Raw genomic sequence first — 20,275 nt, forward strand, 5'->3', positions numbered from 1 at the left:
GGGTGTTTCGACGTGATCATCAACACGTTTTCGTATCTATGGTCGGCTACGGCGATCGATGCCATTGCGGAACTGGTCGAGAACGGGTACTCGACGTTCGAAGTCATGAGAGTCTGGGCGATCTGATTCCACTGGCCAAGCAGGCCGGCACGCGGCTCCTGCTGGAAAACACTCCCTATTGTTTCACGCCTACCGTCCAGGATCTGGCGGGTATCGTCAGTACCGTCAACGATGATGCGCTTAAGACCGTGTACGACGTCGCCAATGCTGCTTACATAGAAGAGGATCCCGTAGTGGGTTTGCTCTCGTATCAGGAATCTATTGCAACATGTGGAGTAAGCAATGTTGTTCTCGAGGTAATTCGCGAAGAAAACACGCTACATGAGTTCAATCAAGCAATGCGCAACCTTGGAAATAAAGGATGAAAATTGGGAAACTAACTCAAGTGTGAGAGATATGAACTACACCGGCGGCATTCGAGGCCACCGTTTTCGGCCGGGTGCCGTTCCGCACGTTCGTTGACTCACGATCCGGGTCGGCCCGGTTCTCCTCCGGGCTGGTCAGTGCCAGCCCCTGCGCCTTCGCCTCGGCCACCATTGCCGTCCGGGGGTTCTGAGCTTGCCCAGGGCGCGGGCTGCGCGACCGTGGTGCTTGCGGAGGGCGGGCTGGGCCCGCCGGGGGCAGGGTCGATGGCTTGCGCGCTCGCGGCCGGGGTCGCGGGATCGGAAACTGACCTGGCCCGCCTACAGTGCGGCGGTGTGCGCGAGGCGTTGACCGCCGATGACGTTGCCGTAGTGGCGCACTCACCGATCCCGCGAGACCGCGCTGGAGCTTGGCCGACCGGGAATATGGCTGAGAATAGATTTGGAGAAGCCGCCGTCGACGCAGATGTCTTGCCCCGTGACATAGCCCGACAATGCAACTACCAGAAACTCGATCACATTCGCGATGTCCGCGGGTTCCCCGATTCGCGACAGCGGAATGATGTCTTCCCTTTTCTTCTTGAGGGATTGACAGGGACGAACTCGACAACGGACACCGTCCGCGTGCCGTGGTCGTCACGCTCGCTGCGCAGCCGCGCGCAGCGCCTCGGGTGTGGCGTCGTCGAAACCGAAGAACTCCAGGTAGGCGGGAATCAGCTCGAACAACATGTCGCTGCCGACCTGGATCGTGCAGCCCTTGTCCTCGGCTGCCTGCAGGAACGGGGTGATGTCGGTCTTGAGCACGACATCTCCGACATACGAACCGGGGGCGACGCGGTCGACGTCGACAGGCAGTGGATCGCCGTCGTTCATTCCGATGGGGGTGGCGTTCACGATCAGGTCGTAGCCCTCGGGATCCCTCGACCCGATCACGACCTTCACGTCCGCGTAGTGCAGGCCGATGCGCTGGGAGAGCGCTTCAGAGGCGGCCGCGTCGGGATCGAACAAGCCGATCTCGGCCAGGCCGAGGCCGGCCAGCGACGCGGCGATCGAAGAACCGACCCCGCCGTTGCCGACGACCAGCGCGCGTTTCCCGGACGGGTTGAACCCCTTGCGCAGCATGCCGCGGACGAAGCCGGCGCCGTCGAACTGGTCGGCGAGGAGCGACCCGTCCTCCCGCCGCAGGACGGCGTTCGTCGCGCCGGCGATCGCGGCGGTCGGGCTGATCTCGTCCACCAGCTCCATGGTGGTGACCTTGTGCGGCATGGTGACCAGCGCACCGCGGATGTTGGTGAGGGTGAAGATCGATCGGAAGAAGCCCGGGTAGTCCTCGGCCTTGATCCCCATCGGGACGACGACGGCGTCGATGCCGTTCTTCTCGAACCAGGGGTTGCAGATCAGCGACGACTTGAACGTGTGCGTGGGGTAGCCCAGGTGCGCGACGAGGGTGGTCGTTCCACTGATCATCGGACCTCCTGAGCGTCGTTGGAGAGCTCCGACAGCCGTACGCCGGTCCACGCGCACCGGAGCCCGCCGTGCGCGGCCCAGTACTCGTCCCAATGGGCGAGCTTGGCCTGGTCGCGTTCGAGGCCACGCTTGCGCAGCCGGTCCTGCAGCGTCCTCGGGGAGACGCGGACCCGTACCACCTCCACGTCGATCGGCGGCCAGTCGAAGCGCTCCGCGGCCGCGGTGATGAAGGTGGGGTCGGACAGGTAGGGGCTGAAGGGTGCGTCGACCACCACGGGGCGACCGAGGCGGAGGTTGGCCCCGGCGACGTCGAGCAGCGAGTCGTACTCGAGGGGCAGGATGTGGTCGCGGTAGAACGGGTTGGCCTCGCGGTCGCCGGGGTCGTACCCGGCCGACACCAGGGCGGCCTCGACGAACCGCGCGCTCATCGCGTCCTTGTCGAGGTACGCGGCGCCGTACTGCCGGGCGAGGCGCCGGGCGATCGTCGACTTGCCGGAGCCCGCCGTGCCGATGACGATGTGCAGGGTCGGCGCGTTCATCGGCGCGCGTCCCGCACCGCCATCAGGAAGTCGCGGGCGGCGGCGGTCACCCGGGTGAAGTCGCCGTCAGGCTGCCACGCCTTGGTGACGGCGCTGCCCACGCCGACGCCCGCCACTCCTGCCGCGAACCACTCCTTGACGTTCTCGGCAGTCACCCCGCCGGCGGGCATGATCGGCAGGTGCGCCAGCGGCGCGAGCACGGCCTTGGCGTAGGGGATACCCGCGTTCTCGGTCGGGAACATCTTGACGATGTCCGCACCCGCCTCGGCCGTCTCGAGGATCTCGGTCGGGGTGAAGGCCCCGCTGATCGTCGGCACCTGGTAGCGGTTGGCGACGCGGATCATCTCGGCGTTGAGCTGTGGGCTGACCAGGAAGGCCGCACCGGCTCGGATGCACTCGTACGCGGCGTAGCCGTCGAGGACGGTTCCCGCCCCCACGGCGACACCGTCCGGTGCGTACCGGGTGGCCAACCGTCGGATGAGCTCGACGGCGCCGGGGATGGAGAGCGTGATCTCCAGGGCGCGGAACCCGCCTTCGATCGCGGCGTGCGCGACGCGCTCCGCGCTGTCCGCGTCGGGCAGCCGAACGATGAGCACAGCGCCCGACTCGTCGATCGTGCGGAGTGTCGCAAGCTTGGTGAACACCGATGTCCCCTCTGATCTAGGGCGTGATTGACAAATGGTCGCATGCTTCTTACTGTCTCTGCAACCGATCTCAGCAACCGATCTCATTGTGGAGACGATCATGGAGTTCGCGGAGCTTCGGCCCCTGCGATCCCCCTCGCCGGGTGGCGCGCCCCCGGAACGGGTCCCGCATCGGATCGGCACCAGGCGGCACGTGCTGACGGGAACGGCGACGTCCTCGACGAGCAGGTCGTGACGATGCCCAGCACGGCACCACACCCACCAAGGAGCTCTCAATGACGACGAACTCACCAGATGCCGCCGGGACTTCAAGCCCTCCGGAGCTCTCCGAAGTGCTGGATCGCCCTCGCCGCCCGGTCAACATGGTGGCGGGCACGATCGGCCATTTCGTCGAGTGGTACGACTGGTACATCTACGGGTTGCTGGCCGCGGTGTTCGCCCCGCAGATCTTTCCGAGCCACTCCGCGTTCGCCTCGCTCATCGCGGCGCTGCTCACGTACGCGATCGGGTTCGTGGTCCGCCCCTTCAGCGGGATCATCGTTTCGCCGCTGGCCGATCGCTACGGCCGGCGGGCCGTCCTCACCTTGTCCGTGTCCGGGATGGCGCTCGGCGCCCTGATCATCGCGCTCACCCCCGGGTACGACGTGATCGGCTACGCGGCGCCCATCCTCTTCGTGGTGGCCCGGATCCTGCAGGGCATCTCGGCCGGCAGCGAGCAGCAGAGCGCCATCTCGTTCATGGTCGAGCACGCCCCGCCGACCAGGAGAGGCCTGTTCGGGTCCTTCTCGAACATGGCGAGCGGCTTGGCGACCCTCGCCGCGACCGGGAGCGCCGCGATCGTCACCTCAGCCTTCGCTCCGCACGAGCTCGCGGTCTGGGGCTGGCGCGTCCCCTTCCTCGTGGGCGGCCTCCTGGGTGTGGTCGGCCTCGTCCTGCGGGCCCGTGCCGACGAGACCTCCGAGTTCGAGGCCAGCTCCCTCGTCGACAAGAAGTCGGCACCCGCACGGCTGCTGGCTCTGCTCCGTGAGCATCCGAAGGCCCTGCTGCAGACGGCGGCGCTGTCCGCGCCGGCCGTGGCCTACTACACCTGGGCGACCTTCCTGCCCACCTACGCCCAGCTCACCAGCGGACGGGACAAGGGCTCCACCCTGGTCGGCAGCGTCATCGGGCTCACCCTGCTGGTCATCGTCGTGCCGATCTGCGGCGCGCTGTCGGACCGGCTCGGTCGGCGCAAGATCTTCCCCATCGTGGGTGCGGTCGGCATGATCGTGCTCTTCTACCCGCTGCTGCTGCTCCTCGACCGGCCGGGCTTCTGGGTCTACGTCGTGGTGGCCGCATCAGGATGGATCGTCCTGGGCATCTGGCAGGCGGTGTACCCGACCATTCAGGCGGAGCTGTTCCCGGCGTCGGTCCGGGTGGCCGGCATCGGCTTCTCCCACCAGCTGGTGATCGCCATCTTCGGCGGCACCGCCCCCCTGATCGCCGCCGCGTTCGTCGGCGCCGGGCACCCCAAGTACGTCGCTCTCTACATGATCGTGATCATCGCTGTCTGCCTCGCCGTCTACTTCACGCTCCCGGAGACGGGCAGCAAGACGCTGCGAGCGACCGTCGCGCTGAAGGACCCGGAGGTCGTGGAAGGCGGGCTGGAGGAGGCCACTGCGCGCACCCGGACGAGGCGTTCCCATTGACCCACGGCGCGGCTCATGATCGTCTTCGCTGGTCGATCAAGAGGCTCGGGCCGAGTACCGCTACGGAAAGCCGCCGGGTGCGGGGGAGCCTCGGTCCAGCCGGGCGAAGGCGGCAACCGTCGGCCGGTCCGACGCTGCCCGCCTGCGGCCTTGCGCGGCACGCACTTCGGTGACCGGTGCGTGCCGCACCTTCCCTCGGCTTCGGACGGATCAGCGTGTCGCCGTGCGGTTGTCCATGGCGACGAGACCGGGAGCGGTGTTCGAAACGGGCATGTGGTCGGCTCCTCCCGGGCCAACGCGCTGGGTTCACGAGGGCCGGGCAAATGCGCTACGGCTACTACTCATCGCATTCGCGGTTGTTCTGGGGCCTGCGCCTGGTCTGCACCCCGGCCGGACTCCCGATCACCTGGGCTCTGGTCAGCCCGAAAATCGACCTCGAGCTACACAACGGCACATTTCGTGAAGCAACTCCAGGAGTATCTCAAGTTAAGCTCGGTGCATGGTGGTCGATGAGCTCGCGGCTTCGTTGCTGTACCAGGTGATGGCCCTGGCCGGAGAGGTTGCCGGCCGGATGCACGACGGCTTGGAGCGGCTGGAGCTCACCGGACCGACGGCGAACCTGCTGTGGATCCTCGACCCGGACGCCGAGCCGCAACCGCTGCGCAAGCTGGCCGCCCTCATGCGTTGCGACCCCTCCAACATCAGTCTGCTCAGCGCGCAGTTGGAGGAACGGGGGCTCGCCGAGCGGCGCCCACATCCCCGGGACGGGCGCGTCCGGACGCTGGTGCTGACCGCCGAAGGCCGGAATGTGCGCGAGCGACTTCTCACCGTCGTCGCCAGGCACTCCCCCTTCGCTCACCTCGGCGACGACGAACAGCTGCTTCTGCAGTCCCTGCTCGCCAAGGCGCTCACCGACCTGTAGCGGAGACGACCACAACTCATTGATTATTTCCTTGAGATTCTCATGTAACCTTCGGGCATGACCACTGAGGCAGGCGCGAGACGGGTACGACTGACCTCCACGGGAGGTCCTGAGGTGCTCCGGGTGGAGGCCATGCCGGTGCCGGAACCGGGCCCGGGACAGATCCTGATCACGACGGAGGCCGCGGGCGTGGCGTTCCACGACATCTCGACTCGCCGGGGGCTCACCCCCGGCGCCCTCCCGGAGGTCCAGGGGTTCGACGTCGTCGGGCACGTCGCGCGGGTGGGCGCCGGCGTCGAGGAATTCACCGTCGGCCGGCGCGTCGGCGCTCTGATCGGCGCCGGCGGGTACGCGACGCACGTGCTGGCACCGGCGTTGCGGACCACCCCGCTACCCGAGGAACCTCCCGCCGAACACCTCGACGCACTGATGCTCAACTACCTCACGGCCTGGCAGATGTTCCACCGGGTGGCCAGGCCGGCGCCCGGCGAGGCCGTGCTGGTGCTCGGGGCGGCCGGCGGAGTGGGATCGGCGTTGTCCCAGATCGCCAGGGCGGCGGGGGTCGAGGTCTACGGCACCTCCAGCCCGGGCAGACGAAGCCGGGTCCAGGCAGGCGGCGCCACCTGGGTCGCGGACCAGGCCGCAGTGCCCGTGCCCGTCGTGGCCGCGTTCGACCCGGTGGGCGGCCCTTCGCTGGCGCGCTCCCGGCGTGCCACGAAACCGTCGGGTGTGGTCGTGTCGTACGGGTTCAGCTTCGCCACCGGAGCCGGCTACTCCAGAGCCGGCGCCATGGCGCGCACCGTCGGCGCCCTCCTGCGGGCGAAGCTCACGCCGGGTCCCCGTGTGGTCGTGCACACCGTGGCGCGCGCGGTCGACAAGGATCCCGCCGGGTTCCGGGCCGACATCGCGGCACTGGTCGAGCAACTGGCAGCCGGCGCCATCAAGCCCGAGGTCGTCACCCTGCCGCTGGAGCAGGCCGCCGAAGCCCACCGCCGCCTGGAGAACCGCGAGGTCGAAGGCAAACTGGTCCTGGTTCCGTGACCACCACCTGCGCATGCCTCAGGGACGGAACCAGTCGGTCGGCTCGAACCAGGTGATCTCGTGGTCTTCGGCTCGAGCGCAACCCATGTCACTCACGTCGGTCTCACTCTGTCCGCGACGAAGATGATCAATGCTCCGGACTTCGGGGAACCCGTCGGCATCGACCAGATAGGCACAAGGATTGTCGGTGCTTCGCGTCCGGTACCGTAGTCAGGTGATGGTTGACCTCAGCCGAGGTCGCTGTTCCAATCGAGCATTCCTTCGTCGTCGACGGCGGCCGCACCGGGTCCGGTACCACCGAGGCGTCCGGCGACGTCGTTGAGCATGTGGGTCACGCTGTGCCACTCTGCTGCGTAGGCGCCTTCGCTGGCGTACCAGTCCATGAGGCAGCCGTACTGCGCACCAGGCCGGGTGTCGACACACAGCATTCCGCCGTCGATGGAGCGACAGACGGGGATCAGCGCTGTGCAGTACGGGAAGACGGATTCACCTGCGGGCTTGTCGTGGCGGTTGTCGTCGGTGCAGCAGGTGGGATCGCGATATTCCCGCTGCCGAAGATATTCTTCCCGGACCCGTTGCACGGCAAGAGGCACGAAGTGGTGAGGGATCAGGGCCCCCGCCCGGTAGTCCTGCTCGTCATCGATGCCGTCCATGGCCGCCCACCACGCGAGAAGGTCGGCGGGCGGTTCGGCGGGGAGCACGCTCAGCACCCGCTGCACTTCCGTGGCCGGCGCTGGGGGCCTGATCACCCGTGCCGTAGCGGGTGCGAAGTCCTGGAGCAGAGTGACGATCTGCTGCCACGTCGGTGTCACCGGCGCCGTCATCCCGGATCACCCTTCCCGGTTCCGAGTGCGTGCTGTGGGTGTGCCCGACGGCCCGTCGGGCACACCCACAGCCTATCCATCATCGCAACGAACCCGGCCTGCCGGTTCGTTCTCGCCGATGCCGGTTTCGCCGCGATCCCGCCACCACCATTGCCGTGATCCGCCCTGACCGCGGAGCGAGGTGAGTTCGACAGCCTGCCGAGGCACCCGCCGCATCGAACATCGGAACAGTGCGTCGGCGTACCGAATTCAACGGTGCCGGGGGCAAGCCACGGGTGCTGGGGGACCGCAACGACGGAGCGAACCAAGAATGCTGTGGAGAGTAACGCCTGCATGGTGCGCGCCGCAAAAAGCGGCGCTGTGCGCCGATGCCGGGTGAACGGTCGCGAGAACCCCGTCTGCGACGTTCTCCCGATCGCACGGAGGATCCACGTGCCGTAGATGATTCTGCGAAGGAAGCAAGCAACGTTCTTGTCCGGTAGTTTGTCCACCTGCGCCCCTCGCACCGTTGTACGATGTGTCATATATCAGATCGCCCACCCTCTCTCGATCTGTCTCTGGGCGCGTCGGCGGACTTCACCTCCCAGTCTTTCGGAGGCACAGTGGAATTCAATCGTCGCACGGCGTTGATCATCAGCACGGTGGGTGGGGCCACCGCGGGACTGTCCGCGCTCAGCGTCTCGTCAACGGGCGAAGCCGGCGCGGCGCTCGCCGATCCGGCAACCAAAACCATGCTCCTGACCGGTGCCGACGCCGACCACACCGTCGACTGGGAGTTCCAGGTGACGGCCGGACGGCGCGCGGGGGAGTGGGGCACGATCCCGACGCCGTCGAACTGGGAGTGCCACGGCTTCGGCAGCTACCACTACGGCGGGGATCTCGTCCCGGAGGAGAAGGGCAACTACCGCCACCGGTTCACGCCGCCCGCGTCCTGGGCAGGGCGCCGGATCTTCCTGGTGTTCGAAGCCGCCATGACCGACGCCGACGTGCGAGTCAACGGCGTTTCGGCCGGGCCCGCGCACCAAGGCGGCTTCTACCGCTTCCGCTACGACGTGACGGCCCTGCTGCGGCTCGGCCAGGAGAACCTGCTCGAGGCGACCGTCAGCAAGGAATCAGCGGACGCTTCGGTGAACGACGCCGAGCGCCGCGGCGACTTCTGGAACTTCGGTGGGCTCTTCCGGCCGGTGTCGCTGCAGGCGTACCCCGCGGCCCGGATCGACCGCGTCGCGATCGACGCCCGCGCGGACGGGACCTTCGCCGCCCACGTCACGCTCGCCGGAGTGACGGTGGCGGCCCGGCTGACCGCGCAGCTGCGCGGGCTCGACGGCACGGCCGTCGGCGGAGCGTTCTCGGTCGCCGTCGCGAGTGGAGCCACCGGCGCGACCCTGACCACCAACGCGGCCCATCCTCCACTGTGGACAGCCGAGACACCGAACCTCCACCAAGTCGAATTGACCCTCGTGAGCTCCACCGGAGTTCCGCTGCACACCACCGTCGAGCGCTTCGGCTTCCGCACGATCGAGGTCCGGGCGGGTGACGGCATCTACGTGAACGGCAAGCGGATCGTCCTCAAGGGAGCGAACCGGCACACCTTCTGGCCGACCTCCGGCCGGGCGTCCAGTCCCCGGCTCGCTCGGCTGGACATCGGGCTGATGAAGGACATGAACATGAACGCCGTCCGGATGTCGCACTACCCGCCGGACGCGTTCTTCCTCGATCTTTGCGACGAGCTGGGGCTCTACGTCCTGGACGAGCTGACCGGCTGGCAGCGCCACTACGACGAGGGTGCCGGGGCTCCGCTGGTCGAGGCGATGGTGGAGCGGGACGTCAACCACCCGTCGATCTTGTTCTGGGACAACGGCAACGAGGGTGGCTGGAACACCGCGCTGGACGACGACTTCGGCCGGTACGACCCGCAGCGGCGGCCGGTGCTGCACCCGTGGACTACGTTCAGCGGTGTCGACACCAGCCACTACCAGACCTACAGCAGCACCGCGAGCAAGGCCGCGGGCACCACGGTCTTCATGCCGACCGAGTTCCTGCACGGGCTCTACGACGGCGGCGCCGGGGCCGGCTTGAACGATTACTGGAAGCTCATGGGCGGGGCCCAGCGCTCGGCGGGCGGGTTCATCTGGGCGCTCGTCGACGAAAGCGTCGTGCGGGACGACCGCGGCGGGGCCCTCGACACCCACGGCAGCCGCGCTCCCGACGGCATCCTCGGCCCGTACCGGGAAAAGGAAGGCAGCTTCTTCACGATCAAGGACATCTGGTCGCCGGTCCAGCTGGCCAGCCCGGCCTACTACGACTCGGTTTTCCCGGCGTCGTTCGACAAGACGGTGAAGCTGGTCAACCGGTACGACTTCACGAACCTCCGGATGTGCCGATTCAGCTGGCAGCTGCTGGCGTTCCCCGCACCCGGCGGGGGATCCGGGCACCGGATCCTGGCCCAAGGACAGGCGGAGGCGCCGGCCGTCGCGCCGGGGGACACCGGCGCGGTGACGCTCGGCCTGCCCGCCGACTGGACCGGAGCCGACGCCCTGCGGCTGAGCGTGACCGACGCGACCGGCCGGGACGTCAGCTGTTGGACGTGGCGCATCCGCAAGGCGCCGGACTTCGCGGCAAACCTGGTCAAGCCGGCGACCATGGGAAGCGTCACCGCCGTCGAGACCGCCGCCGGCGTCACGCTCGTCGCCGGAGCCACCCGGGTCACCATCGGCAAGGCCGACGGACGGCTGACCGGCGTACGCCGCGGCAGTACGCCGGTGTCGCTGGCCAACGGCCCCGTCCCGGCCGGGGGAGCGGCCACGCTCACCGGGTTCGGCCACTTCCGCGACGGCACCGGCTGGGTTGTGCAGGCGGATTACGCCGGTGATCTGACGTCGGTGCGCTGGCGCCTGGACGCCAACGGCTGGCTGCGGCTGGAGTACCGCTACCGCGCCACCGGCGACCACGACCACCTCGGCGTGAACTTCGACTACCCCGAGGCGAACGTCCGGGGCCTGACGTGGCTCGGGGACGGGCCGTACCGCGTCTACAAGAACCGGCTGCGCGGTGTGCAGCCCGACGTCTGGCACAAGCCGTTCGACGACACCGCGACGGGGGCGAGCGGGTTCGCGTACCCGGAGTTCAAGGGCTACCACGCGCGGACCTGCTGGGCGGTGCTGGACACCACCGAAGGCGCGGTCACGGTGGTCGCCGCGGAGGAGGGTCTGTACCTGCGGTTGTTCACCCCGGCGGTGGGCCCCGACCCGCAGAACGCAGTGGTGACCTACCCGGCCGGCGGCGTCTCGTTCCTCGACGGCATCGCGCCGATCGGCAACAAGTTCCACGGCGTCGCGGCGCTGGGCCCGGAGAGCCGCCCGAACGCCGCCACCGGCGACTACCACCGCACCGTGTACTTCCGTTTCGGCGCGTGAGACACACCCACTGGAAGCTCACCCACAGTGAGAGGTCAAGAGAATGTTCTCCCCGAGCTCCCGTAGGCGGTCGCGCCTACGAGTCCTGACCGCGGTGATCGCCGCCGTCGCCGCGGTGCCGGCGGTCGTGCCCGCAGCCACCGCGGCGGCTTCCGGTGCCACGGTGACCGGCGTGGCGTCCGGACGGTGCCTCGACGTCGTCGGCAACAGCACCGCAGCGAAGACGCGCGTCAACATCTACGACTGCAACGGGCAAGCCAACCAGGCGTGGACGTTCACGGCGGCGGGCGAACTGCGGGTCTACGACGGCGCGATGTGCCTCGACGTCGCCGGCGCGAGCACCACGTCCCCGGCCGACGCCCAGATCTACCCCTGCAACGGCGGCGCCAACCAGAAGTGGCGGATCGGCGCCGACGGCACCATCACCGGTGTGCAGTCGGGTCTCTGCCTCGACGTCACCGGGGCGGGCACCGCGAACAGCACCCTCGTCGGGCTGTACACCTGCACCGGGGGAGGCAACCAGAAGTGGCGGACCTCCCTCGGTGACACCCAGCCCCCGAGCGTGCCGGGCAATCCCCGGGTGAGCGACCTGGTCTGCGACGCCGTCACCTTCGCGTGGAACGCCGCCACCGACAACGTGGGCGTGGCGTTCTACGACGTCTACCACGACGGCCAGTCGATGAAGTCGGTGAGCGGGAGCACCCTGTCGACGAGCCTCACCGTGGTCGCCGGCGCGACCTGGGGCCTGTACGTCAACGCGCGCGACGCCGCGGGCAATGTCTCCCAGGCCAGCGCCACGGTCTCGATCAAGCCCCCGCCGTGCCAGCCGGACGATCAGGCGCCGAGCGCGCCCACGAAGCTGACCGCCGCCGCCTCCGGCACGACGGTGACCCTGGACTGGGCCGCGGCCACGGACAACATCGGCGTCCGGGCCTACGACATCTACCGCGGCGGCGCCAAGGTCGGCGCCGTCACCGGGACCGCCACCGCGCCGCCCGCGACCACCTTCGTCGACAGCGGGCTGGCGGCGAACACGAGCTACTCCTACTACGTCGTCGCGCGGGACGCCCAGGCGAACGTCTCGGCGCCCAGCGCGGCCACGACGGTGACGACCGGCGCGGCCTGCGGCGACTCGGTGTGCGCGGTGACGCAGATCGCCACCGACACGGACATCCCGTGGGGCCTGGTGACGTTGCCGGATGGCACGATCCTCTACACCCGGCGCGACGCCCACGACATCGTCCACCTGAACCCGGCCACCGGCGCCAAGACCAGCGTCGGCACGGTTCCCGGCGTCGACAACACCGACGGGGAAGGCGGCCTGCTCGGCCTCGCCATTTCGCCCGGGTTCGCCGGTGACCACTGGCTCTACATCATGCACACCTCGCCGTCCGACAACCGGATCGTGCGGATCAAGCTGGAGAACGACCAGCTCAGCACGGCCACGGAACAGGTCTTGGTCAGCGGGTTGCTGCGCAACAAGTACCACAACGGCGGGCGGCTGCGCTTCGGGCCGGACGGCAAGCTTTACGCCAGCACCGGTGACGCCCAGAACGGCGACAACGCGCAGAACAAGGCCAGCCTCAACGGCAAGGTCCTGCGCCTGAACCCGGACGGCAGCGTGCCCTCGGACAACCCCTTCGGCACCTACGTGTGGAGCTACGGCCACCGCAACCCCCAGGGACTCGCGTTCGACTCCCAGGGCCGGTTGTGGGAACAGGAGTTCGGCGACGGAACCATGGACGAGACCAACCTGATCACCAAGGGCGGCAACTACGGCTGGCCGGCGTGTGAAGGCACCTCCGGGACGTGCGGCACCGCTGGCTTCATCGCACCCAAGCGGACCTACCCCACGGCGGACGGTTCCTGCTCCGGCATCGCCATCGTCCGCGACGTGCTCTACGTCGCCTGCGAACGCGGGACCCGGATGTACCGCGAGGTGATCAGCGGCAGCGACCTGACCGATGTCCAGGCGTACTTCAACGGCACCTACGGGCGGCTGCGCACGGTGGAACCCGCGCCCGGTGGCGGGCTGTGGCTGACGACCACCAACAACGGTGACAAGGACAGCATCCCCGACAACAGCAACGAGAAGATCTTCCACGTCGCACTGGGCGGGTAGCCCGCGCGACCCCAGCAGCGGGAGCGCCGCAGGAGACTCACCTCCTTCCTGCAGCGCGTCCTCGCGGTTCCCGCTGCGCCACCGGACCTGAGGCGGTTCGGTGGCCTGCCGATCCGGTTTGTGCCGGACAAGCCGCGCAGGAGCGCGTCCTACGCGACCTCAGGTGCCTCGCCCGATGAGTTCCGAAGGAGACCTCCCATGCGTCCGCAACGCCGCGACTCGACGGTCCATCGGCTTTTCCTCCTGCTCTTGTCCGCTTTGCTCGCCACCGCGGCACTGGCGGTGACCGCAGTGCCCGCCGGCGCGGCCACCACCACGATCGCCGTCAACGGCGGCAGTACCGGCCGGACTTTCGACGGTGTCGGCGCGATCAGCGGCGGTGGCGGGAACTCCCGGCTGCTGATCGACTACCCACCCGCGCAACGCGCCCAGATCCTCGACTACCTGTTCAAACCGGGCTACGGGGCCGCCGTGCAACTGCTGAAACTGGAGATCGGCGGGGACGCGAACTCCACCGACGGCTCGGAACCGAGCCACCGGCACGTGCGCGGCGAGACCAACTGCAACGCCGGCTACGAGTTCTGGCTCGGCGAGCAGGCCGTCGCACGCAATCCGGGGATCAAGCTGGTGGCGCTGCCCTGGGCGGCGCCGGGTTGGGTCGGTGGCGGGAACTTCTGGTCCCAGGACATGATCGATTACGACATCTCCTGGCTGGACTGCGCGAAGCAGCACGGCCTGACCGTCAGTTACCTCGGCGGCTGGAACGAACGCGGCCACGACAAGACCTGGTACGTGAACCTGCGCTCGGCACTGAACGCCCGCGGCTACGGCGCCGTGCAGATCGTCGGCGACGACACCGGCTGGAACACCGCCGACGACATGCTGTCCGACAGCAGGTTCAACGCGGCCGTCGGCGTCGTCGGTGCCCACTACCCGTGCGGCTACCTGTCGGAGGCGACCACGTGCGCCTCGTCCGCGAACGCCGTCGCCACCGGGAAACCGCTGTGGGCCGGCGAATTCGGGTCGCAGGACTTCAACACCGGCGCGGCCGCCTACATCCGGACCATCACCCGGGGCTACCTCGACGGCCAGATGACCGGCTTCATGAACTGGCCGCTGGTGGCCGCGTTGTACTCGAACCTGCCCTACAGCACGGTGGGCCTCGCCACCGCGAACACGCCGTGGTCCGGTGCCTACCAGCTGGGTAAGAATCTGTGGGCCAATGCGCAGGTGGCCCAGTTCACCCAGCCCGGCTGGAAGTTCCTCACTGGCTCGGCGAGCGGCTACCTGGGCGGCAACCGCGCGAACGGCAGCTACATCTCGCTGAAATCCACCATCGGCGCCGACTACTCGACCATTTACGAAACCACCGGTGCGACGGCTGCTCAGACGGTCGACGTGACCACTTCGGGCGGGCTGAACAGTGGCACCGTGCACGTCTGGTCCACCGACCTCGCATCATCCAACGCCGCCGACTACTTCGTGCGGCAGGCCGACGTCACCCCTTCGTCGGGGAAGTACTCGCTGACCCTGCAGCCGAACCGGATCTACACGGTCACCACGACGACCGGCCAGGGCAAGGGCACCGCGACCAGTCCCACGGCCGGGACGCTGAGCCTGCCCTACTCCGACAGCTTCGACAGCTACGCCGCGCGCAGTGCCGCGAAGTACTTCTCCGACATGCAGGGCTCGTTCGAGGTTCGCCCGTGCGCCGCCGGCCGCGGCGGGCAGTGCCTGCAGCAGGTCGCTCCGGTCCGGCCGATCAACTGGCAGGACGACAGCGACGCCTTCACCCTCGTCGGCGATCCGCACTGGAGCAACTACACCGTCAGCGCCGACATCGACATGCAGCAGGCCGGCACGGTGACCTTGCTCGGCCGGGCCGGCACGCAGAACCGGCCGCAGAGCCACCAGGCCGCCTACCAGCTGCGCATCGCCGACACCGGCTCGTGGTCGATCGCCAAGAACAGCAGCGGTGGCGTACTCACCACGCTCACCTCCGGTCCCGCGCGGCGCTGGGCTTGAACACCTGGCACACGGTCAAGCTCGGCTTCAGCGGCAACCGGATCACCGCGAGCCTCGACGGCGCCGCGCTCGGCACCGTCACCGACGCGGCGTTCACCGCTGGGCTCGTCGGCGTGGGTGTCGTCGGCTACCAGACGAACCTCTTCGACAACGTCTCCGTCACCCCGAACGCCGACGGCAACTTCGGCGGCATCCTCAAGGGTCAGGAGTCGGGCCTGTGCGCCGATGTCCCCGCGGCGAGCCAGGTCGACGGCACCGCCGTCGCCTTGTGGGACTGCACCGGGGGCGCCAACCAGAGCTGGACCGCGACCCCGGCCAAGCAGCTGATGGTCTACGGAACCAAGTGCCTGGCCACCAGGGCCGGCGGCACGGCCAACGGGACACCGGTCCAGATCGACGGTTGCGACAACACCGCCGCGCAACAGTGGACCGTCAACGCCGACGGCTCGGCCGTCAACTCCGGATCGGGCAGGTGCCTCGACGCGGCCGGACACGGTACGGCCAACGGCACCGCTTTGGTGCTCTGGGACTGCAACGAGGGCGCGAACCAGAAGTGGGCGCGCGGGGACACCGTCGGCATCCTCAAGTCCCAGGAGTCGGGGAAGTGCGCTGACGTCCCGGGGGCGAGCCAGGCCAACGGTACGGTGCCGGCGCTGTGGGGCTGCAACAACGGCAGCAACCAGGCGTGGACCTCGACCACGACGAATCAGCTCAAGGTCTTCGACACCAAGTGCCTCGAGACCGCCGACGGCGGAACGGCCGACGGAACCGCGGTGCAGATCCACGACTGCGCCGGGGCCGCCACGCAGCAGTGGCGGGTCCAGTCCGGTGGCGCGGTCGTCAACGTCGGGTCCGGCAAGTGCCTCGACGTGAAAGGCCACGGCACCGCCGACGGCACGCCGTTCGTCATCTGGCCCTGCGACGGTGCGGCGAACCAGCGGTGGGCACGCAGCTGACATGCGAGTCCAGCACGAGGCCCTGCCGGCAGGTCGCCTTGGCCGGCGAGCCGGACGTGGGTCCGATGGACGAGACGGCGTCGGCCCTGCCGCCGCGGAGTGCTGGCGCCGGGGCGGGCCGCATCCGTCGCGTCGTCAGAAGGTGCGGGCGGTGAACATGAGGCACTCGCCGTCCGGGCCGGCGTGTTCCGCCGTGCCGTCCGCCCTGTTGTCGCACAGCACGGCGTAGCCCTCGAGTTCTTGGTAAGGGCTGTCTCGTAACCCAGTGTCGGGCCGGCGAGGCTGGTAGTCGATCATGTTGGTGTGGTGCAGGTGATCACAGCGTCGCGGCCGGAGTGGATTGCCCCGTTCACCGGGCTGGAGCCGGGCCAGTTCCGCAAGCTGGTGCGGCTGGTCGCGAAGCGCGGCGGCGATGAGATCGCGGACGGCCGCCCGGGTCGGCAGTGGGCGTTGCCGCGATGACCTCGCCGCGTGCGGGTTCACCGCCTCGGAGAACCGGGTCTGGCGGATCTGTTCGATGCAACAGATCTTCTCGGTGCGCGCCAAGAAGAAGGGGCTGTCCCGGAAGTCGGGGCCACCGGTGCATGACGACCTGGTGCGCCGCGATTTCACCGCCGACGCACCGAATACCAAGTGGTTGACCGACATCACCGAACATCCCACGAACGAAGGGAAACTCTACCTGTGTGCGATCAAGGACTGCTACTCCGGCAGGATCGTCGGATACGCCATCGACTCGCATACGCGGGCCTCACTCGCGGTCAGGGCGCTGCGTAACGCGATCGCACTGCGCGACCCGTCCGGTACCGTCGTCCACTCCGATCGCGGCGCCCAGTTCCGGTCGGGGGCCTACCGGCGTCTGCTGGGCAAGCTCACCCCGGTCGAGTTTGAGACCATCTACACGACCGCACCAGCGGCCTGAAAACAGTCAGCCTTGGTGTCAACCGAAGTCTGGGCAGACCATCACCGGCTTTGAAGCACTGTCCTGCCCGCCTGTGGCGAACCCATCGGAAAAGCCATCAGCAAAGAGCATCACCTATGAGCATCTGCCGGCCGAGGCGCGGTTGGTGGCCCAGCGTCTGGCGACACCCCGAACGCCGCTGTGGGGGCACCGGAGGTCCTCACAGTGGCGGCCGGGGCATTCGGCTCTACAGACCGTACCGGTTTTTCATGTGCCGCCAGAAGTCGCGGAACATCCATTTGTCGAACTCGGTGATCTGGGTCGCGCTTCCCGCCTTCATCAGGAAGCAGCAGACGCCTGTCGGTGTCCAGTCGTAGAAGTCGTCCAGGCCGAACGTATGGCCCATCTCATGCAGCAGGATATGGATATTGTCGTTGTTGAGAGAGTTGACGTAGTACTCACTGCCGATGCGCTGACCCCAGTCGCCGCCGGCGCCACCGCCGAAGCCGGCGGTCAGCCACAGCGACATGTCGTAGTGACGCGCGATCCCGCCCGGGCAACGGGGATAGCTGCCACCTTGGTTGAAGAAGCGGCCGCATTCCGGAGCGCACTGTGGCGCGTTCTCGTTGATGTTGCCCGTATAGATGTCGACGGAGTTGTCGGACCACTGCAGCGTGTTGCGATTGCGCACCGCCCACCCGACGACCTTCAACGGGACGTCCCGGTAGGGCCAGTTGTCGTAGCCTTGGCCGTTCTCCAGTTGGGCGTCCATCCATTTCTTGAATTGCCGGGCCAGTGCTGTGTGGATCTGGTCGCGCAAGGCGGCGGACACGGGCTGGTCGGAGTCCCAACGTACGCAGTAGTTGACGTAACCTCGGTTGGCCATGAGCTGGTCCCAGCCGTAGTTCCGGAATCCGTACAGATTGGTGTACGTGGTTTCGACATGTTGCCAGACCTCGTCGATCGGTCGCACGAGGTTCGCCGGCGGGTTCCACTGGTCCGCGGCGACCGCCGGTGCCGCTGGTGCCGACAACATGCACGCCGTGGTCGCGATCGCGGCCAGCAGGGCGGTACTCCATCGTGGTTTCATCGTTGACCTCCTCTTGCGGAGTGGAATCTCCAAACGCGTTGGGACGTGGCTGACTTCGGTCGGCGACCTCCTCTGCTTGGCGTGTTAGCGCTAACATTATGCTGTTCGGAAGAAGGGATATCCGTGCCGAGGAAAACGTCGGCTGATTACCCTGGAGTTCAAGGAGGAGGCGGAGAATGGTGAATTCGCCCAGTGGCACCGGTGCTGCACCGCGGATACCGGCCCAAGCGGAAACGAGCCGGTGTTATCGGTACTGGCGGGCGGTGGTGAAGCAGGCGGATCTGGCCGGTTCCGTCGTGGCCGGTGCGGTGCTCAGGCATCGGGTCTCGGATGTGCGCTTCATCGCGAACCTTCCTGCTGGTGGGTCGAAACGGTGGGACCCACCCCCGGTTGAGCAAGGTAGCCGGGCGCCGAGGGCCGCGCAATGCCCCTGATGTCGTATCTTCGGCGGACTGCCGGGCCGGTCGATGGGGCTTCAAGTTCGGCCACAAAGGCGATAGAATCGGAACTGGGAGCGCTTCCAGACCTCTGGAACCCACCGGTGAGGAAGCGTTTACAGCTCCGCCGAACCCGCGCCCACGATGCACTCCGACCTGAGCAGCGGAAGACCGCAGACCGCCGTGCCCGTGCCTCACCCGTCCTCGGAGGAACGCAGATGCACCCCTTCCGTCGCGGAAGCCGGCCGGCGGTCATCGCCGGCGTCGTCACCGTCGTGGCCGCCGCTGCCACCCTCGCCACCGTCTCCACCGCCCAGGCCGCGGCGGGCTGCCGGGTGACCTATCAGGTCGCCAGCCAGTGGCAGGGCGGCTTCACCGCGAACGCCGACGTCACCAATCTCGGCGACCCGGTCACGAGCTGGCAGCTGACCTGGTCGTTCGCCGCCGGCCAGCGAGTCACCCAACTGTGGAACGGCACCGTCGCCCAGTCCGGCGCCCAGGTGGCGGTCGACAACGCCGCCTGGAACGGCTCCCTCGGCACCGGCGCGAGTGCCGGGTTCGGGTTCACCGGCTCGTGGAACGACTCAGCCAACCTCATACCCACCGACTTCGCCCTCAACGGCACCCGGTGCAACGGCCCCGTCCCCCCGACGACCACCTCCCCTCCGCCATCGGACGCGCTGACTCGAACGCACACGGTGGGCCGGGTCAAACTCACCGGGGATGTCGCGCAGTACACCTGGCCAGGTATCTACTTCGAGGGCCGCTTCCGCGGCACCGGCGTGGACATCGTGCTCAACGACTCCAACAACGACTACGACGTCCAGATCGACGGCGCCACCGTCGCCACTCTGGTCACCCCGGGCCGCACCACCCACCAGGTCCGCGGCCTGACCGACGCCGAGCACAGCGTGCGGCTGGTCAAGCGCACCGAAAGCCCGTGGGCCGCGGGCGAGTTCGACGGCTTCGTCGCGGCACCCGGCGGCGAAATCCTCGCGAAGCCCGCCGCCCGCACCCGGCAGATCGAATTCATCGGCGACTCTCTGACCGCCGGCTACGGCGACCTCTCCACCACCCGCGACTGCTCGGCCAACGGCGGGATCGACCGCAACACCAACACCGACCTCGGCTTCGGCGCGCTCACCGCCCGACGTCTGAACGCCGACTACCAGGTCAACGCCCAATCCGGCCGCGGCATGGTCCGCAACTACAACGGCAGCGACCCCGGGACCGACTTCCGCACCGCCTACGACCGCACTCTGCAGAACGTCTCCGGCGACGTGTGGCACAACCCCGCCACGTGGCGGCCGCAGCTGGTCGTGGTCGGCCTGGGCACCAACGACTTCAGCACCGCCATCAACCCTGGCGAACCATGGACCGCCGGCAGCCTGGTCGCCGCCTACCAGAGCGCCTACCAGGGCTTCCTCGACAAGCTCCGCGCTCAGTACGGCTCCGACGCGGTCATCGTGGTGGGCGCCACGAACCTGTTCGCCCAGCCGGCCCAGCAGGTCGTCTCCGACCGCAACGCCCGCGGCGACAGCCGTGTCCGGTTCTGGAATTTCGACGACCCGAGGCTGGACCACCTCGGCTGCGACTGGCACTTCTCCCTCAACGACCACCGGCTCATCTCCGGACTGCTCACCGACTACATCGCCACCCTCCCGCTCGCCTGGTGACCACTCGGTGTCCGCTCATCGACCTGGAAGCCTTTCAGCAGCTGATGTACGGAGACAACCATGGGAATCGTGATATCGCTCGAGTTTCCGCTCGGCGGCGTCTCC

General features: G+C 68.1%; 15 protein-coding genes and 5 pseudogenes. 13 read left to right on the top strand and 7 right to left on the bottom strand.

Going from position 1 to position 20,275, the window contains the following annotated elements:
• The first annotated feature begins 2 nt into the window (after positions 1–2).
• Positions 3–425, top strand: a complete 423-nt coding sequence (locus AB0M80_RS35055; protein WP_364573527.1) for a TIM barrel protein — start codon at positions 3–5, stop codon at positions 423–425.
• A gap of 378 nt (positions 426–803) precedes the next feature.
• Here AB0M80_RS35055 and AB0M80_RS35060 read toward each other — a convergent pair.
• The 4 genes and pseudogenes from AB0M80_RS35060 to AB0M80_RS35075 form a co-directional block, all read right to left on the bottom strand.
• Positions 804–1,001, bottom strand: a pseudogene (locus AB0M80_RS35060) (SDR family oxidoreductase); the annotation flags it as partial.
• A gap of 57 nt (positions 1,002–1,058) precedes the next feature.
• The gene (locus AB0M80_RS35065) at positions 1,059–1,889 is read right to left on the bottom strand and encodes a shikimate dehydrogenase (RefSeq protein WP_364573529.1); all 831 of its coding nucleotides are present in this window, start codon (positions 1,887–1,889) and stop codon (positions 1,059–1,061) included.
• Positions 1,886–2,428: an ATP-binding protein gene (locus AB0M80_RS35070; RefSeq protein ID WP_364573531.1), complete on the bottom strand. Its 543-nt coding sequence runs from the start codon at positions 2,426–2,428 to the stop codon at positions 1,886–1,888. Before AB0M80_RS35070 ends, AB0M80_RS35065 begins: the two co-directional genes overlap by 4 nt.
• Positions 2,425–3,072: a hypothetical protein gene (locus AB0M80_RS35075; RefSeq protein WP_364573533.1), complete on the bottom strand. Its 648-nt coding sequence runs from the start codon at positions 3,070–3,072 to the stop codon at positions 2,425–2,427. Before AB0M80_RS35075 ends, AB0M80_RS35070 begins: the two co-directional genes overlap by 4 nt.
• Positions 3,073–3,404: 332 nt before the next feature.
• On the opposite strand from AB0M80_RS35075, the gene AB0M80_RS35080 reads away from it, so the two are divergent.
• The 5 genes and pseudogenes from AB0M80_RS35080 to AB0M80_RS35100 form a co-directional block, all read left to right on the top strand.
• A complete protein-coding gene (locus tag AB0M80_RS35080) occupies positions 3,405–4,760 on the top strand; it encodes an MFS transporter (protein ID WP_364573535.1) in 1,356 nt (451 codons plus the stop codon).
• A gap of 329 nt (positions 4,761–5,089) precedes the next feature.
• Positions 5,090–5,191 (top strand): annotated as a pseudogene (locus AB0M80_RS35085) (IS982 family transposase); the annotation flags it as partial.
• A 68-nt stretch (positions 5,192–5,259) separates the two neighbouring features.
• Complete coding sequence (locus tag AB0M80_RS35090; protein ID WP_364573537.1) at positions 5,260–5,682, top strand: MarR family transcriptional regulator; 423 nt, start codon at positions 5,260–5,262, stop codon at positions 5,680–5,682.
• Positions 5,683–5,814: 132 nt separating this feature from the next.
• Positions 5,815–6,723 (top strand): zinc-binding dehydrogenase, encoded by a 909-nt coding sequence (locus AB0M80_RS35095; protein WP_364573584.1) that lies wholly within the window; start codon positions 5,815–5,817, stop codon positions 6,721–6,723.
• Positions 6,724–6,765: 42 nt separating this feature from the next.
• Positions 6,766–6,933 (top strand): annotated as a pseudogene (locus tag AB0M80_RS35100) (NlpC/P60 family protein); the annotation flags it as partial.
• A 17-nt stretch (positions 6,934–6,950) separates the two neighbouring features.
• Here the strand turns inward: AB0M80_RS35100 and AB0M80_RS35105 are convergent.
• On the bottom strand, positions 6,951–7,547 hold the full coding sequence (locus AB0M80_RS35105) for an SMI1/KNR4 family protein (protein WP_364573539.1): 597 nt from the start codon (positions 7,545–7,547) through the stop codon (positions 6,951–6,953).
• A 602-nt stretch (positions 7,548–8,149) separates the two neighbouring features.
• Between AB0M80_RS35105 and AB0M80_RS35110 the strand changes: the two genes are divergently transcribed.
• The 4 genes from AB0M80_RS35110 (at position 8,150) to AB0M80_RS35125 (ending at position 16,066) form a co-directional block, all read left to right on the top strand.
• The gene (locus AB0M80_RS35110; protein WP_364573541.1) at positions 8,150–10,963 is read left to right on the top strand and encodes a glycoside hydrolase family 2 TIM barrel-domain containing protein; all 2,814 of its coding nucleotides are present in this window, start codon (positions 8,150–8,152) and stop codon (positions 10,961–10,963) included.
• A gap of 43 nt (positions 10,964–11,006) precedes the next feature.
• Positions 11,007–13,085, top strand: a complete 2,079-nt coding sequence (locus AB0M80_RS35115; RefSeq protein ID WP_364573543.1) for a PQQ-dependent sugar dehydrogenase — start codon at positions 11,007–11,009, stop codon at positions 13,083–13,085.
• Between the two features lie 198 nt (positions 13,086–13,283).
• A complete protein-coding gene (locus AB0M80_RS35120; protein ID WP_364573545.1) occupies positions 13,284–15,110 on the top strand; it encodes a galactosylceramidase in 1,827 nt (608 codons plus the stop codon).
• Positions 15,107–16,066: an RICIN domain-containing protein gene (locus tag AB0M80_RS35125; protein ID WP_364573547.1), complete on the top strand. Its 960-nt coding sequence runs from the start codon at positions 15,107–15,109 to the stop codon at positions 16,064–16,066. Before AB0M80_RS35120 ends, AB0M80_RS35125 begins: the two co-directional genes overlap by 4 nt.
• Positions 16,067–16,201: 135 nt before the next feature.
• Here AB0M80_RS35125 and AB0M80_RS35130 read toward each other — a convergent pair whose 3' ends face one another.
• The gene (locus AB0M80_RS35130; protein ID WP_364573549.1) at positions 16,202–16,363 is read right to left on the bottom strand and encodes a hypothetical protein; all 162 of its coding nucleotides are present in this window, start codon (positions 16,361–16,363) and stop codon (positions 16,202–16,204) included.
• 9 nt (positions 16,364–16,372) lie between these two features.
• Between AB0M80_RS35130 and AB0M80_RS35135 the strand changes: the two are divergent.
• Positions 16,373–16,519: pseudogene (locus tag AB0M80_RS35135) on the top strand (IS5/IS1182 family transposase); the annotation flags it as partial.
• A gap of 4 nt (positions 16,520–16,523) precedes the next feature.
• A pseudogene (locus tag AB0M80_RS35140) lies at positions 16,524–16,988 on the top strand (DDE-type integrase/transposase/recombinase); the annotation flags it as partial.
• A 226-nt stretch (positions 16,989–17,214) separates the two neighbouring features.
• On the opposite strand, the gene AB0M80_RS35145 reads toward AB0M80_RS35140, so the two are convergent.
• Positions 17,215–18,057, bottom strand: coding sequence for a hypothetical protein (locus AB0M80_RS35145; RefSeq protein ID WP_364573551.1), 843 nt, complete (start codon positions 18,055–18,057; stop codon positions 17,215–17,217).
• A gap of 655 nt (positions 18,058–18,712) precedes the next feature.
• Between AB0M80_RS35145 and AB0M80_RS35150 the strand changes: the two genes are divergently transcribed.
• The gene (locus AB0M80_RS35150) at positions 18,713–20,170 is read left to right on the top strand and encodes a cellulose binding domain-containing protein (RefSeq protein WP_364573553.1); all 1,458 of its coding nucleotides are present in this window, start codon (positions 18,713–18,715) and stop codon (positions 20,168–20,170) included.
• The last annotated feature ends 105 nt before the right edge of the window (positions 20,171–20,275 follow it).

It is taken from the genome of Amycolatopsis sp. NPDC051045, from assembly GCF_040682955.1.
GTDB lineage: Bacteria > Actinomycetota > Actinomycetes > Mycobacteriales > Pseudonocardiaceae > Amycolatopsis.

What these genes read in the sequence shown, in the direction of transcription:
- AB0M80_RS35095 (WP_364573584.1), top strand. Translation starts at nt 5,815, where the DNA reads ATGCCGGTGCCGGAACCGGGCCCGGGACAGATCCTGATCACGACGGAG.
- AB0M80_RS35120 (WP_364573545.1), top strand. Translation starts at nt 13,284, where the DNA reads ATGCGTCCGCAACGCCGCGACTCGACGGTCCATCGGCTTTTCCTCCTG.
- AB0M80_RS35115 (WP_364573543.1), top strand. Translation starts at nt 11,007, where the DNA reads ATGTTCTCCCCGAGCTCCCGTAGGCGGTCGCGCCTACGAGTCCTGACC.
- AB0M80_RS35150 (WP_364573553.1), top strand. Translation starts at nt 18,713, where the DNA reads ATGCACCCCTTCCGTCGCGGAAGCCGGCCGGCGGTCATCGCCGGCGTC.
- AB0M80_RS35070 (WP_364573531.1), bottom strand. Translation starts at nt 2,428, where the DNA reads ATGAACGCGCCGACCCTGCACATCGTCATCGGCACGGCGGGCTCCGGC.
- AB0M80_RS35130 (WP_364573549.1), bottom strand. Translation starts at nt 16,363, where the DNA reads ATGATCGACTACCAGCCTCGCCGGCCCGACACTGGGTTACGAGACAGC.
- AB0M80_RS35105 (WP_364573539.1), bottom strand. Translation starts at nt 7,547, where the DNA reads ATGACGGCGCCGGTGACACCGACGTGGCAGCAGATCGTCACTCTGCTC.
- AB0M80_RS35090 (WP_364573537.1), top strand. Translation starts at nt 5,260, where the DNA reads ATGGTGGTCGATGAGCTCGCGGCTTCGTTGCTGTACCAGGTGATGGCC.
- AB0M80_RS35065 (WP_364573529.1), bottom strand. Translation starts at nt 1,889, where the DNA reads ATGATCAGTGGAACGACCACCCTCGTCGCGCACCTGGGCTACCCCACG.
- AB0M80_RS35145 (WP_364573551.1), bottom strand. Translation starts at nt 18,057, where the DNA reads ATGAAACCACGATGGAGTACCGCCCTGCTGGCCGCGATCGCGACCACG.